Consider the following 13,512-nt stretch of genomic DNA (forward strand, 5'->3'; position numbering starts at 1 on the left):
GTCACAGCGTTCTCCCAGCAAGGCCGTGCAGGCTGGTCCACATCGTCGCCGAATCGAACGGAAGTCGCTGATGTCCACGATCGATGGGCTCCCGGCCCACATCCTGCTGGTCCACGCCATCGTGGTGCTGGCGCCGCTCACCGCGCTGCTGGCGATCTCCTCGGCGCTGTGGCCGGCCGCGCGGCGGCGACTGGTGTGGTTGACGGTCGCGCTCGCGACGGTGGTCGCCGTGCTGACCCCGATCACCACGGAGGCGGGTGAGTGGCTGGAGGGGCGGGTCGGGCGAAACGCCGACCTGCACAACCATACTCAGCTCGGCGACACGTTCGTCTACTTCGCCATCGCCTTGCTGGCGGGCGCGATCCTGGTGGCCGTCGTCCACGTCCGGGAGACGCGCGGCCGCGCGGTGTCACGGATGCTCGTCGGCGCGGTCGCCGTCCTCACGATCGCGGCGGGCGTGGCCGCGACGGTGCAGGTGTACCGGATCGGGGAATCGGGCGCTCGCGCCGGCTGGAGCGGAGTGTCGGCGCAGCCGGTGCGCGCCGGGAAGTGACCCGGGAGGACCTTGGACCCTGTTCCGGGCCGATCGCCGGATGATGGCATGGGCGTTGTCATTCGGCGGAATCGGCAAGGAACGAGGGGCATCTTCGATGAATGCGAAGCCAGTGGCGGCGATGACGCCCGGGGTCGCGGTGCAGTCGCGCGGTCCGATCACTTCTACCGAGGAGAGCCGGGCCGACCGCGTGATCCGGCGGGTGCTGCGCCGCCACCACCTCGAGTCGCCTGCGACTGTCCGGCTCGTCCGGAACGGGTGTTTCGGGACCACGACGGTGGCGCAGGTGAACACGCGGTTCGACGGCACCCCGATTCGGGTGCAGGCCGCCGGACCGGGCGGCTTCGCGCTCACGTTCGCCGCCGAGCGCCTCGACCGCCAACTCGACCGGGTCACCGGAAAGGCCGAACCTCGGTGGGCTCCCGATCCCGGCCGCGCGCCGCTGGCGGCCGTGAGCGACGCGCGCCCCATCGTCCGGCGCAAGCAGTGCTGCCTTCAGGTCCTCGATCCGGTCGGCGCGGCCGCCGCCATGGATGCCATGGACTACGACGTCCACCTGTTCACCGACGCCGAGACCGGCGAGGACGCGATCGTGTACTGGGCGGGGCCGCTGGGCGTCCGGATGGCCCGGCAACGGCGTATGCGTCCGCCGGCCTCTGCCATCTGGCGGCCACTCACCATGAACACCCGTCCGACAAGGGAATTCACCGAAGCCGAGGCGGCGGCCCGGCTGTGCGCCTACGGCCTGCCATTCCTGTTCTTCACCGACCCGTCCGACCGCCGCGGCCGCCTGCTGTACCGCCGCTACGACGGGGACCTGGGACTCGTTGCGGGACCGGATGTCACGAGAGGGTGATAGCCGTGACCACCGCCCGTGCCTTCCTCACCGCCGCCGATTTCCTGTGGCTCGGCATGGTGCTGGCCATCTCGTTCATCGAGGCGCCGCTGAAGTTCCGCGCCCCGAACGTCACCCTGGCCATCGGGCTGGGCATCGGCCGCCTGGTCTTTCGCGCCCTCAACGGCGTCGAATCCCTGTTCGCGATACTGATTCTCGCGGCGGTCTGGGCCGATCCGCCCGGACTCGCCACGACGATCACCCTCGCGGTGGCGATCGGCGCGCTGGCGATCCAGCTGCTGTTCGTCCGTCCCCGGCTGACCCGGCGCAGCGATGCGGTACTCGCCGGCGCGGAGGGCCCGCGGTCGCGCAGCCACTATGCCTACGTCGCGCTGGAAGTGGTGAAAGCGGTCGCTCTGCTCACCGCGGGCGTGCTGGTCCTGACCGGTGTGATGCCGTGAGCGCGCTCATCTCGAACGCCGCGGTGAGGTGATCGCGCGCGGTACCGTGCAGTGATGGGCGAGGCCGCGGAACGGTGGCTGCCCGGAACACGACAGTTCCGGGGCTATCGGCGGGCCTGGTTGCGGTCGGACGCGGTGGCCGGAGTCACCGTGGCGGCCTATCTGATTCCCCAGGTCATGGCGTACGCGACCGTGGCGGGTCTGGCTCCGATCGCGGGCTTGTGGGCGACGCTCGGGCCGCTCGCGGTGTACGTCGTGCTCGGGACGTCCAGGCGGCTGTCGGTCGGTCCCGAATCGACGACCGCGCTCATGACGGCGGTGGCGCTGGCCCCGCTGGCCGCGGGGGATTCCGGCCGGTACGCGGCGCTCGCGGCCATGCTGGCCCTGGTGGTCGGAGTCTGCTGTGTGGCCGGTGCGGCGGCCCGGCTCGGGCTGCTCGCCGATCTGCTGTCGAAACCGGTGCTCGTGGGGTACCTGGCCGGGACCGCGGGCATCATGATCGTGGGCCAGCTCGGGCGGGTCAGCCGGGTGCGTGTGGAGGGGGAGTCCCTGCCGGCCCAATTGCGGTCCTTCGCCTCGAACCTCGATGAATTGCATTGGCCGACAGTCGCTCTGTCCGCCTCCACGCTGGTGGTGCTACTGCTGACGTCGACGTGGGCCGCGCGGGTTCCCGGCCCGCTGATCGCCGTACTGGGAGCGACGGCGGTGGTGGCTGTCTTCTCATTGCGGGAGCACGGGATCCGGGTGGTCGGCGCGATCCCGTCGGGGCTACCGGCGCCGAGCCTGCCGCACATCGCCGCCGGCGACGTGGGCAGGCTGCTGTTGCCCGCCATCGGCATCGCCCTGGTCGGGTTCTCCGACATGGTGTTGGTCGCGCGGGCGTTCGCGGCCCGCCACGGCGATGCCGTCGACGCGAACCGGGAACTGTTCGCGATGGGCGCGGTCAACCTGACCGCCGGTGTCTCGCAGGGATTTCCGGTCAGCTGTAGTGGCAGTCGCACCACCATCGCCGACGCCGCCGGCGCGCGCACGCAGCTGTACGCGGTGGCGGCGCTGGCGACGGCGCTCGCGGTCGTGTTCTGGGGGCGACCGGTGCTGGCCGCGTTCCCGTCCGGGGCGCTGGGCGCCCTGGTCGTTTACGCCGCGTTGCGGTTGATCGACATGCCCGAGTTCGCCCGGCTGGCCCGGTTCCGGCGCAGCGAACTGGTGCTCGCGCTGAGCACGGCGGTCGCGGTGCTGGCAGCCGGAGTGCTGTACGGCATCCTGATCGCGGTCGGGCTGTCGATCCTGGACCTGCTGCGCCGGGTGGCCCGGGCGCACGACGCCATCCAGGGGTTCGTCCCCGGCCTGGCGGGCATGCACGATGTCGACGACTATCCGGAGGCGAGGACCGTTCCCGGACTGGTGGTCTACCGCTACGACGCACCCCTGTGCTTCGCCAACGCCGAGGACTTCCGCCGCCGTGCGCTGGCCGCCGTCGACAACGCGGCGAACCCGGTTCGCTGGTTCCTCCTCAATGTCGAGGCCAATGTCGAGGTCGACCTGACCGCTCTCGACGCCGTCGAGCAGCTCAGGTCCGAATGTGATTCCCGGGAAATCGTTTTCGCGATGGCACGGGTCAAGAAGGATCTGCGGGCGGCCCTCGACGCCGCCGGGCTGACCGACCGCATCGGCGCCGGCCGATTGTTCCCGACACTGCCGACCGCCCTGGCCGCCTACCGGCGCGAGAACGACGACCTCGGACCGGCGGATCGGTGACTTAAGGCCCGTCTGCGGTGGGCTCGGTCACGCGATGCTGGATGGACGGATCGGTTCTCCAGAGACGAGGTGAAAGACCATGCCGCGCAATTCCTCACTGGCGTGGCGGGTGTGGCGGCTGCGACCGTGGAACTCGAACCCGCTCATGCGCGCCTCGGATCGCTGGGAGGCGATCGGCCGTCTGCTGGTCGTCGCCTCGATGCTGCTGGCGATCCCGGTGGCGGCCGCTGTCGGGACCGCGGCCTACAGCGGGTCCGCCGAGCGGATCAGCGCCGAGAACGCCGCGAAGACCGAGGTGCTCGCGACCGTGCTGACCGAGCCGAAGCAGACCGTGGCGGCCGCCGGGCCCGCGCAGGCGGCGCACTACGAGGTCCAGATCCAGTGGAAACACGACGGGAGCCTCGGGAAGGGAACCGTCGAGGCGCGTCGTGACACCAAAGTCGGCTCCACCATGCAGACCTGGCTCGGGGCAGACGGCCTGCCCGGAGCCCCGCCCCGGCAACCCGGATCGGCGGTGCTCGACGGCATCGGCACCGGCCTGGCGTTGCTGGTCGGCGTGGGCTTCGCGCTGCTGGCGCTGCTCTGGTGCCTGACCCAGTTGCTGGACCGCCTGCACGGCATGCGCTGGGAAGCCGAGCTACGCGGGCTCGACCGACCCATCGGCAGATAAGAGCCCCCGCATCAATCGAAAGGACACCCACCATGACCGCTGCTCTCGAACCCCGAGCCGCGCGGATCATCGCCGCCGTCGACGGGTCGGCCACCTCCTACCAGGCCGCCGTGTGGGCCGCGGTGGACGCCGGACTGCACGGCTACGAGCTGCACATCGTCACTTCGATCTCACTGCCTGTCGGCGAGGTCCCGGTCGACGTGCTCGGGCCCGACGATCGGGAGTTCCTGGCCAGGGACGGGCAGCGAATCGTGGACGAGGCCAGTCGCGTCGCGCGCGCCGGAGCGCCGGGGGCGGCGGTCACCATCACGACCGAAGTGATCTGCGAACCCATCGTGGGACACCTGATCGAGCAGTCCCGGACCGCGCGAACGGTGGTCGTGGGCAGCCGCGGTCTCGGCGCGATCCGCGCCGGGCTGCTCGGCTCGGTGGCCGATGCGGTCGTCCGGCACGCGGAATGCCCGGTGGCGGTGATCCACGCGACCGCGGCGACCGATCCGCTCTCCGCCGAGAAGCCGGTGTTGGTCGGCGTCGACGGCACACCGCACAGCGTGCCCGCGCTCGAACTCGCCTTCGCCGAGGCCACCGCGCGCAAGGTCGGGGTGACCGCACTGCACGCCTGGACCGACATCCTCGGCTCGTACGTGCCGCTCATCGGCTGGGAGCCGTTGCGCGCGCAGCAGAACGAACTGCTTTCCGAGCGGCTCGCCGGATTCGGTGAACGCTATCCCGATGTGGCGGTGCGCCGCCTGCTGGTGATGGAACGCCCGCACCAGGCCCTGCTGCGGGAATCGGAGCACGCGCAATTGGTCGTGGTCGGTAGCCGCGGCCGGGGCGGATTCACGGGCATGCTGCTCGGATCCACCAGTTCCACCGTGCTGCACAACGTCGAAACCCCAACGATCGTTGTCCGCGCATAACCGAGATCAGGTATCGGTCATGACCGAATTACAGCCGCTGGACGCGGGATTCATCGAACTCGAGGACGCCGACCGCCGCGTCAGCCTCGGCATCGCGGCGGTGGCGATCCTGGCCGGGCAGCCACCCGCACGAGCCGAGTTCGCGGCGATGCTGGCCGAGCGCGTAGCGGCGAACCAGCGCCTGCGACAGCGAATCCGGCGCGCGCCACTGGATCTGACCGTCCCGGTGTGGGAGGAGGACCCGAACTTCGATCTGGCCCACCACATTCGATGGGCAGCCCTGCCCGAGCCCGGCGACGAAACGGTCTTGCGCGAGTTCGTGGCCGGCGAGCTCGTCGAACGCCTGGATCGAGATCATCCGATGTGGGAATGCGTCGTCGTCGAGCGCTTGACGGGTGCGCGCTGGGCGCTGATGGTGAAGGCGCACCACAGCCTTGTCGACGGCGTCTCCGGCGTGAGCCTGTTCGAAGAGCTGTGTGATGCACCGGAACCCGGTCCGGGGCCGCGTACGCCGCCCCCGGCGGAGGCCGGCGGGCCGGACTGGTTCGACCGAGTCGTCAACGGGTTGCGACTGCCGTTGGACGCGCCGCGCTACGCGGTCGGGATGATGCGCAGCCTGATCCCGGTGGTGGCCGCGTTCGTCTCGGTGCCCGCGGCCTCCTCGCTCAACGGCCCGATCGGCCGCCAGCGGCGCTACACGATCGCCCGCGCCTCCCTCGCGGAGATCCGCGAGATCGGCCGTGGTCTCGACGCGACGGTCAACGATGTCGTACTCGCCGCGGTGACCTCGGCGTATCGGGGCGTCCTGCTGGGCCGCGGGGAGGAGCCCACGGGCAAGACGGTGCGCATCCTGGTGCCGGTGTCGATGCGGGCCGCCGATGCTAAATCCCTGCTGGACAATCGTGTTTCCGCGGTCCTGTCCCTGCTGCCGTTGCATCTGGAAGACCCGGTGGAACGCCTGATCACCATCCATCAGCGCATGGCCCGGCACAAGTCGAGCGGCGCCGCGCAGGCCGAGAAGTCACTGCTCGACCTGGCCGGGCGGCTGCCGTTCGCACCGGTCGCCTGGGGTATGCGGCTGTGGTCGCACCTGCCGCAGCGCGGGGTGACCGCGGTCGCGACGAACATCCCCGGCCCGCGCCGCACCCTGTCGATGCTGGGACGCGAAGTGCTCGAGCTGATTCCGGCCATCCCCATCGCCATGCGCCTGCGCACCGGCATCGCCATCCTCAGCTACGGCGACCAGCTGACCTTCGGCATCACCGGCGACTACGACTCGACCCCGGATCTGGAGAAGATCGCCGACGGAATCCACACCGCCATCGCCGACCTGCTCGCCGCGGCGCGGGCCCGGCCACGACACCCGGTCGGCTGAGCGGCGCCCGGCGGACGGAGCGCTGACCGATGGAGTACTACCTTGATGATCAAATTCCCAGGCACACAAGAACACTGGGCCCTCATCGCCTTCGCGACAGCGCTCGTGGTGGTGTTGGCCGGCGCGATCCTGCTCGCGATCTTCGCCACCTGACCGGATCCAGTAGCGCTGCACGGATTTCAGCCGACGGCGCTCATCGCTACTCGGTGGTGAATTCGCTCATCGCTCATGGGGGAGCGGTGGGTGATCATCGCGGCGCGGTCGAGGCGGCCGCTGACCACGAGGTCGATCAGGCGGGGACCACGAGGTCGATCAGGCGGGGTGTCGAGCAAGGTGTCGACCAGGCCGGTGGTGACGGTGAGGTCGCGGTTCGACCGCTTCCTCCTCCGGTCAGTGCCGGTCGATGGTGAGGGTGTCGGCGAGGGGCCGGCGCGGTGTCGGCGGGTGCTCGGGTTCGTCGACGGGGGCGGCGCCGATGCGCACGACCAGCTGCGGGTGGCCCGGCCGGGGCAGGAATCCGGTGAGAATGCTTCGGCCCGTGGGCAATTCGGTGATGTGGGTGAGGGCGCAGGTGGCGAGACCGGCCACGGTGGCTTCGAGCAGAATCGCCGAGAGCGCCTCGCCGGTGGCCAGCCAGTCGGAGGCCGAGTCGGCGGGGGTGCTGAGGACGACGAGCCGCGACCGGTCCTCGATGTCGGGACGGCGCGCGGAGTGCGGCGCGGAGGGGAACATCCGTCCCACCCGGACCCGGGCGCGTTCGGCGTCGGAGATCAGCGCGTCGGTGGGCACCCCCTCGGGGAACCCGGAATGACCGGCCCACCAGCCGATTTCGGCCTGGTACATCTGGTCGTGCCGACGCAGCGCGGCCGCCTGCTCGGACACCGCCGCCAGCCTGGGCCGCACGGAGTCGTCGAGGACTTCCATGTCCACGTAGTGCGGGGACACCAGCATGCGCAGCCGGCGGGCCACGTCATCCCAGTGCTCGGGCGGGTCCAGCGGCAGGCGGTCGGTGCGGCGGTAGTCGATCGCGCGCGCCCGCGCCACCAGCCCGGCCGGGGGGTCGGGCCAGGGCCGGAAACCGATCTCGGCGAGGCGGCCCGGGTCGAGCGGATCCGGCATTCGAGTCGTGTCGGTGTGCCAGCCTTGCGCGCCGAACGCGGTGCGCACGTGGTGCAGCATGGCCCCGCAGCTGATCACCTGCTGACGGCCCTGCGGGTCGGCGTTGACGAGCACCCGGTCGGGGTCGGTGTGCAGGTGCAGGTGCGCGCCGTCGAAGCGCCAATGCCAGGGCTGCGTGTTGTGCACCGAGGGCGCGCGCGACGCCAGGCGCATCGCGGACATCAGGGTGCGATGGTCGGGGACGAGCGGGGTGGCGTTCATGGTGGTCATCCTCCGAGTGTTCTCGTCGGCCAGTGCGGAACATACGGGCTTTCCGCCCGCTGGTCGGGGACATTGGTCACCGGGGTGAGCGGCGCGACGGTGCGTTCGGCGCGCTCCTTGATCCCGCGCAGCATCTTCGCCTCCATGACGAGGCTGCCGGGCTCCATGATCAGCATGTAGAACAGGCGTCGCGGCAGACCGGCGTCCGGGAGCGCGATGCGATTGCGGCTGATCAGCCGGGTGCCCTCGGCGGTCGGATACAGCCCGAACGCCCACACCCAGTGGTGGTCGGTCGAGGCGAGGACGAAGGCGTGCGGGCCGTCCAGCACGGCCACCCGCATGGCGGGACCGGACGCGCCCATCGGCAGGACGTCGTCGACGGCGAGCCGCTGGTACTCCGGCAGGATTTCGTCGGCGCTGTGCATGTCCAGGCCGAACAGGTTCTCGATCCAGTCGTAGGTATAGGCCCCGCCGCGGCCGGGACCCATCTGCACCAGCCAGGGCCAGATCTGTTCCGGCGTCGCAGCGACGGTGATCGCGCGGGTGGTGACGGTGCCGGCATCGGGTAGCAGCTCGTCACCGGGCATGACGCGACCGACCTCCTCGGCGGTCGAGCCCCAGGTCACGCACGTTTTCCGGGCGAAGAGCCGATAGCCGATCGCCAGTCCGGCCAGGGCCGAGGCCACGCCGATGCCGGTCGCGGTCGCTGTTCTCATGGGGTGGATTCCTCTCGATGGGCGTCGATGTCGATCCTGGGCCGCCCGATGCGATTACCGCAGGGACCGATGGCCCGGCAATCGCCCTCACAACCGGTGACTTTCGGCCGTCTCGGGCCGGTGGGCGCGCGCGGGATGCTGTGACCGAACAGCGGATTCGCACCGATCGGAGGACAAACCATGACCGAGTTCGCGGGCCGGAGCGCCATCGTCACCGGCGGGGCGCGGGGAATCGGCGCGGCGGTGGTCGCGGAACTGGTGAAGGCGGGCTTCGGCGTGGTCATCGCCGACCTGCTGACCGAGGACGGGTTGAAACTCGCCGGAACCTTCACGCGGGCGCGGTTCCATCACCTCGACGTCACAGACGAGGCTCGCTGGCAGCGAGTGATCGAGGAGACCGAACGCGAATTCGGCCCGCTGGCCGCGCTGGTGAACAACGCCGGAATCCTCGACTTCGGGACCGTGGAGACGGAATCGCCCGACCTGTTCCGGCACGTCCTGGACGTCAACGTCGTCGGGGCCTGGCTGGGCATGCGGCTGACCGCGCCCCGCCTGCGCGCCGCGGGCGGCGGGACCATCGTCAATGTGTCCTCGACCGCCGGGCTCATGGGCTACGCCGGGATCAGCGGGTACGTCGCGAGCAAGTGGGCGCTGCGCGGGTTGACCAAAGCCGCTGCGCTGGAACTGGGTTCGTCCGGCATCCGGGTGTGCTCGGTGCACCCCGGCCCGATCCACACCGCGATGACCGCCGGGATGGACGAGTCCAACGCCGCTACCCAGCCGCTGCCGCGGTTCGGCGAGCCGGAGGAGGTCGCCGCGATGGTGCGATTCCTGATCACCGAGGCGACCTTCTCGACCGGTTCGGAATTCGTGATCGACGGCGGCGCGACCACCGGCCAGGCCGGGGTCCTCGAAGCATCCGGTGCTGAGCACCGGTGATGGCGGAACGACAGAAGGAGGCGTCGCCATGATGTATTGGAACGACCACGATTTGAGTGGTTGGGGTTACGCCGGGATGGGCGTCGGAATGCTGATCTTCTGGGCTCTCGTCATCGGCGGGATCGTCCTGGCGATCCGGTTCGCGGTCCCGGATCGGGACGGCGCGCCGCGCTACGAATCCCCGTCGCCGCAAGAACTTCTCGCGCAGCGCTTCGCGCGCGGCGAGATCGACGAGGCCGAGTACACCTCGCGGCTCACCGCGCTCCGGGCGTCGGGCGCGCGACAATGAGCGAGCGGACCGAGCCGACGAGCGGTGCCGCCGATTCCCTCGGCGGACAACTGAATCCGCCGGTCATCGTCGCGACCGACGGGTCGGCGGTCTCCTACCTGGCCGTCGCGTGGGCGGCGGTCGACGCGGGCCTGCACGGCGCGCCGCTGGAGATCGTCACCTCGGTGGCGGTCTCCGGCGGGTGGGGCCGGGGCGCGGTGCTCAGCGAGACCGACACCGAATGGCTGCGCCTCGACGGCCGACGAGTGCTGGACGAGGCGACCCGGGTGGCGCGCGCGGCCGCGGTCGGCGACGCGCTGACCATCGACTCCGACATCACCTTCGACACGGCGATACCGACCCTGATCGAACGGTCACGGCACGCGCGCCTGGTGGTGGTGGGCAGTCATGGCCGCGGTGCGATCCGACGCGGTCTGCTCGGTTCGGTCAGTACCGCGGTGACCCGCCACGCGCGGTGCCCGGTCGCCGTCGTGCGCACGACCGCGGCGATCGACCCGGTCGCGGCCGAGAAGCCCGTGCTCGTGGGAATCGACGGCTCACCCCGGAGCATGCCCGCACTGGAACTCGCCTTCGAGGAAGCGTCCCGGCGCAAGGTCGGCCTGGACGCGCTGCACGCCTGGAGCGACACCAACCGCGTGGGACTGCCGCTGCCGGGCTGGGACGCCGTACGCGAACGCGAGACCGAACTGCTCGCGGAGCGGCTCGCCGGCTTCGGCGAACGCTACCCGGATGTCCAGGTGCGTCGAATCCTGGTGCGGGACCGGCCGATCCAGTCCTTGCTGGATGCCTCGGACAACGCGCAGCTGCTCGTGGTCGGCCGTGCGGGCCGCGGCGGCTTCGCCGGCATGCTGCTCGGCTCGACCAGCGACGCGCTGCTGCACACCGTGGAGTGCCCGATCATCGTGGCGCCATCGGAATAGAGCAGCTTCCCCACCCGAACACGAGGAGTTGAGATCGATGGACATGAACACCATGGATATGTCGTCGCCGCTGATGCAGATGTGCCACACGGTCATGATGTGGCTGCATCAGCGGGGCATCCTGCCCCCGATGACGATGTGATTCCGGCTGCCCGGCCCGGCCGCGGCCTCACCCGAAGGCGAGGATGTCCGTGACCGGGCGACGGGGAGTGAGCGGGGGCGCGGGGGTCTCATCGGGCGGGGAGCCGATGCGGATGACCGCTTGTGGAATGCCGGGACCGCCGATCATGCGCGCGAGGAAGTCTCGGCCGGGCGGCAATTCGGTGATGTTGGTCAGGGTGCAGGTGGCGAGGCCGGCGGCGGTGCATTCGAGCAGCACCGCGGAGAGGGCCTCGCCGATGCGCAGCCATTGCGGGACCGAGTCCGGCAGCGCACTGAGGACCACGAGCCGGGCATGGTCGGTGCGGGGACCGCGGCGGGTGGAGCGCGGACCCGGCGGGAAGACCCGGCCGACACCGACCCGGGCGAACTCCGCGTCCGAGGCCAGGGCCGTCGGCGGAACGCCGTCGCGAGTGTCGGAATTCCCCGCCCACGCATGCAGTTCGAGGTCGTAGAACTGGTCGTGACCGCGCAGGGTCGCGTACTCGCGGGACAGGGCGGCGAGCCGTGGCCGAGCGGATTCGGCGAGCACGTCGAGCCGGACGTCCCGTGTCGCGGCCAATGCGCGCAGCCGGGGAACGAGGTCCTCCCAGCCGCTGGGCTCCAGCAGCGCCAGCCGATCGGTCCGGCGCCGGGCGATGGCGTGCGCGTGCGCGCGGATCTCGGGCGGCGGATCCACCCACGGCCGGAATCCGATGACCGCCAGGTGGTCCGGGCGCTTCGCCTGCGGCACCCGGACGATGTCGGTGTGCCAGCCGCGCTCGGCGAAGGCCGCTCGGACGTGATGCAGCATCGCGCCGCAGCTGATCACCAGCTGGCGTCCGAGCGGGTCCGCGGCCGAGAGCAGGCGCTCGGCGTCGGCGAACAGATCCAGGTGGGTGCCGTCGAACCGCCACCGCCAGGGCTGGGAGTTGTGCACCGACGGCGCCCGCGCCGCCAGCTCGATCACCGCGGACACCGTCCCCGGATCGGGCACCGGACGGCCGCGCACATCATCATTGACGCTCATACCATCAGTGTCGGGGTGGTCCGAATCCGGTGGATATGGTCGTTCTTCCTGTGTGGCAGGGTATTTCGACACTCGGCGACCTGCGGGGGCTGACGCCGGACCCCACCGGTGAAGGCGCCCGGCTGCTGCCGGCTGTGCCGGCACGGCACCGGGCGTCTCCTCACGGGCGGGTACTCGCGGTGCGGCTCACTGCTCGTCGCTGTCGGGCTGGTTCGGCTTGTTCAGCGCCTCGCTCGCGTCGCGCACGACGCTGCGCAGGAACTCGTACTGCGCCGTGATGAGCTTGTCCGACAGTTCCAGCCCGGCGTCGACGAGGGTCGTGCGCAGCGCGTGCAGCGCCGAGTCCTCGCGAATCGCCTCCCGCCGCTCGCGGATCGCCTCGTCGACGGTGCTGATGAACGTGTGCACGGCGGCGCTGGCGGCGCGCTGGCCGGCCTTGGCCGATTCGAGAACCTCGTCGGACAGACGCTCGGTCTGCGGGGGCTGTGCCGACTGCTGCGGAGTGGATGTGGTCATGGGTTGCTCCTAGCGCGAGAACGGTGGGACGGTCGCCGAGGACTTCGGCGCCGTGTATCAGCATGGGCGCGTGGGCATCCCGCGCCGTAGGGCCGATGGTCCCCATCCGATCGTGGCTGTGGCCCCTCCCCGGGCCGCGGCCGCGGTGCCCGAATGCTCGCCCCCGGGGTGACCTTCGCCCCTGCCGATCGCGGGTCGGGCCGGTCACAGTGGAGACAGTGAAATCGCCCGGGTAGTAATACAGGATTCGCGCATGCCGGGATGGTAGGGACAATGACCGCACACGACTCGCATATGACCCAGTCGGACCTGTTCACGTGGAGCATGGAACAGGATCCGAATCTGCGTTCGACGATCGTCACGGTGCTGATCCTGGACGCCGAACCGGACTGGGATCGGTTGCTGCGTGTGCTCGATCGGGGGACGCGGGCGGTGCCGCGGATCCGGCATCGGTTGGTCGCGGCGCCGTGGGGGCTCACGCCGCCGCGGTGGACCCCCGATCCCGATTTCGACCTGCGCTGGCATGTTCGGCATCTCGCCCTGCCGGCTCCGGCGGACTTGGCGGCGGTGATCGAGTTCGCCCGCACCGAGGTCATGTCCGCGTTCGATCCGGCCCGGCCGTTGTGGCGGCTCACCGTGCTCGGCGGTCTGGACGGGGGGAGGAGCGCACTCGTGCTGAAGGTTCACCACAGCCTCACCGACGGTATCGGTGGCATCCAGATAGCCGGTGAGATTCTGGATTTCAGCCGTGCGGGCACCGTGCACGCATCGGTCCCCGCCCCCGCGCCATCGGAAGGCGGGGTGTTCGGCGACATCGTCGCGTGGAACTGGTCGGCGGGCGTGGACCTGGTGCGCGCGGGCATGGCGGCGTTACCGCCGATCGCCCGGCGTGCCGTCACCAACCCTGTCGGTGCGGTCCGCGACGGTGTCGCGATGGCCGAATCGCTGCTCCGGCTCGCCCGGCCGATCACCAGAACGCTGTCACCCCAGATGACCGGGCGGAGTCTGGGGC

General features: G+C 70.6%; 15 protein-coding genes. 11 read left to right on the forward strand and 4 right to left on the reverse strand.

The genetic code is table 11. The features are described 5' to 3' along the window. Positions 1 to 70 precede the first annotated feature (70 nt). From ACFV4K_RS30135 to ACFV4K_RS30165, 7 genes are all read left to right on the forward strand, one after another. A complete protein-coding gene (locus ACFV4K_RS30135) occupies positions 71 to 553 on the forward strand; it encodes a DUF2231 domain-containing protein (protein ID WP_379279479.1) in 483 nt (160 codons plus the stop codon). Between the two features lie 97 nt (positions 554 to 650). After that, positions 651 to 1,409: a sigma 54 modulation/S30EA ribosomal C-terminal domain-containing protein gene (locus tag ACFV4K_RS30140; RefSeq protein WP_379279480.1), complete on the forward strand. Its 759-nt coding sequence runs from the start codon at positions 651 to 653 to the stop codon at positions 1,407 to 1,409. Positions 1,410 to 1,414: 5 nt separating this feature from the next. Beyond that, positions 1,415 to 1,849 (forward strand): hypothetical protein, encoded by a 435-nt coding sequence (locus ACFV4K_RS30145; protein ID WP_379279481.1) that lies wholly within the window; start codon positions 1,415 to 1,417, stop codon positions 1,847 to 1,849. A gap of 54 nt (positions 1,850 to 1,903) precedes the next feature. After that, positions 1,904 to 3,607, forward strand: a complete 1,704-nt coding sequence (locus ACFV4K_RS30150) for a SulP family inorganic anion transporter (protein ID WP_379279482.1) — start codon at positions 1,904 to 1,906, stop codon at positions 3,605 to 3,607. A gap of 79 nt (positions 3,608 to 3,686) precedes the next feature. Continuing rightward, the gene (locus ACFV4K_RS30155; protein ID WP_379279483.1) at positions 3,687 to 4,277 is read left to right on the forward strand and encodes a hypothetical protein; all 591 of its coding nucleotides are present in this window, start codon (positions 3,687 to 3,689) and stop codon (positions 4,275 to 4,277) included. 32 nt (positions 4,278 to 4,309) lie between these two features. Further along, the gene (locus tag ACFV4K_RS30160) at positions 4,310 to 5,197 is read left to right on the forward strand and encodes a universal stress protein (protein WP_379279484.1); all 888 of its coding nucleotides are present in this window, start codon (positions 4,310 to 4,312) and stop codon (positions 5,195 to 5,197) included. Between the two features lie 19 nt (positions 5,198 to 5,216). Next, positions 5,217 to 6,572, forward strand: a complete 1,356-nt coding sequence (locus ACFV4K_RS30165) for a wax ester/triacylglycerol synthase family O-acyltransferase (RefSeq protein ID WP_379279485.1) — start codon at positions 5,217 to 5,219, stop codon at positions 6,570 to 6,572. Positions 6,573 to 6,962: 390 nt separating this feature from the next. Here the strand turns inward: ACFV4K_RS30165 and ACFV4K_RS30170 are convergent, their stop codons facing one another. Both ACFV4K_RS30170 and ACFV4K_RS30175 read right to left on the reverse strand, forming a co-directional pair. Continuing rightward, the gene (locus ACFV4K_RS30170) at positions 6,963 to 7,961 is read right to left on the reverse strand and encodes an Acg family FMN-binding oxidoreductase (protein WP_379279486.1); all 999 of its coding nucleotides are present in this window, start codon (positions 7,959 to 7,961) and stop codon (positions 6,963 to 6,965) included. Further along, entirely contained in the window at positions 7,958 to 8,668 is a 711-nt protein-coding gene (locus tag ACFV4K_RS30175) for an SRPBCC family protein (RefSeq protein WP_379279487.1), read from the reverse strand. The genes ACFV4K_RS30170 and ACFV4K_RS30175 overlap by 4 nt, the downstream gene beginning before the upstream one ends. 180 nt (positions 8,669 to 8,848) lie before the next feature. Between ACFV4K_RS30175 and ACFV4K_RS30180 the strand changes: the two genes are divergently transcribed. From ACFV4K_RS30180 to ACFV4K_RS30190, 3 genes are read left to right on the forward strand one after another with little or no spacing between them, the layout of a single operon-like run. Further along, positions 8,849 to 9,607 carry an SDR family oxidoreductase gene (locus ACFV4K_RS30180; protein WP_379279488.1) on the forward strand — a complete coding sequence of 253 codons (759 nt, stop codon included), beginning with the start codon at positions 8,849 to 8,851 and terminating at the stop codon, positions 9,605 to 9,607. Positions 9,608 to 9,635: 28 nt separating this feature from the next. Continuing rightward, on the forward strand, positions 9,636 to 9,896 hold the full coding sequence (locus ACFV4K_RS30185) for an SHOCT domain-containing protein (RefSeq protein ID WP_379279490.1): 261 nt from the start codon (positions 9,636 to 9,638) through the stop codon (positions 9,894 to 9,896). Further along, positions 9,893 to 10,816: a universal stress protein gene (locus tag ACFV4K_RS30190; RefSeq protein ID WP_379279491.1), complete on the forward strand. Its 924-nt coding sequence runs from the start codon at positions 9,893 to 9,895 to the stop codon at positions 10,814 to 10,816. The genes ACFV4K_RS30185 and ACFV4K_RS30190 overlap by 4 nt, the downstream gene beginning before the upstream one ends. A gap of 169 nt (positions 10,817 to 10,985) precedes the next feature. On the opposite strand, the gene ACFV4K_RS30195 is transcribed toward ACFV4K_RS30190, so the two are convergent. Together ACFV4K_RS30195 and ACFV4K_RS30200 are read right to left on the reverse strand one after the other, a co-directional pair. Further along, complete coding sequence (locus ACFV4K_RS30195; protein WP_379279493.1) at positions 10,986 to 11,984, reverse strand: Acg family FMN-binding oxidoreductase; 999 nt, start codon at positions 11,982 to 11,984, stop codon at positions 10,986 to 10,988. 186 nt (positions 11,985 to 12,170) lie between these two features. Then, on the reverse strand, positions 12,171 to 12,500 hold the full coding sequence (locus ACFV4K_RS30200; protein WP_379279494.1) for a hypothetical protein: 330 nt from the start codon (positions 12,498 to 12,500) through the stop codon (positions 12,171 to 12,173). A 273-nt stretch (positions 12,501 to 12,773) separates the two neighbouring features. Here ACFV4K_RS30200 and ACFV4K_RS30205 point away from each other — a divergent pair. Beyond that, the coding region (locus tag ACFV4K_RS30205; RefSeq protein ID WP_379279496.1) for a wax ester/triacylglycerol synthase domain-containing protein at positions 12,774 to 13,512 on the forward strand (739 nt) is incomplete at its 3' end.

The sequence above is a fragment of the Nocardia sp. NPDC059764 genome (genome assembly GCF_042732555.1).
In the GTDB taxonomy this organism is placed as follows: domain Bacteria; phylum Actinomycetota; class Actinomycetes; order Mycobacteriales; family Mycobacteriaceae; genus Nocardia.